Annotated in this window: 1 protein-coding gene; it reads right to left on the bottom strand. The window is 59.2% G+C overall.

What is annotated here, in order from left to right; translation table 11 throughout:
* A partial coding sequence (locus G9G53_RS26140; protein WP_446724866.1) for an AMP-binding protein occupies positions 1 to 209 on the bottom strand: 209 nt, incomplete at its 3' end.
* Between the last annotated feature and the right edge of the window lie 9 nt (positions 210 to 218).

The raw sequence follows: 218 nt of genomic DNA, 5'->3' as shown, positions 1-218 counted from the left end.
GAGCCGGAGGTATAGATGACATAGGCTACATGATGCGGCCCGGCCAGTGGCTCCAAATTCGAACCGTCTTTGTGGTAAATGTCTTGGCCATCCTGCTCCTGACGATCCAGCACCAGCACCTGGCCGTCGAAACTCAGTGAGGCTTGCTCCGCCAGATGCGATTGCGTCAGCACCAGCTTCGCGCCCGAGTCCTCCAGCATAAAGCGGATGCGGTCGGC

This window comes from Paenibacillus sp. EKM206P, assembly GCF_011066155.1.
Lineage (GTDB): Bacteria > Bacillota > Bacilli > Paenibacillales > Paenibacillaceae > Paenibacillus > Paenibacillus polymyxa_D.
This window is presented reverse-complemented; position numbering and strand designations above follow the sequence as displayed.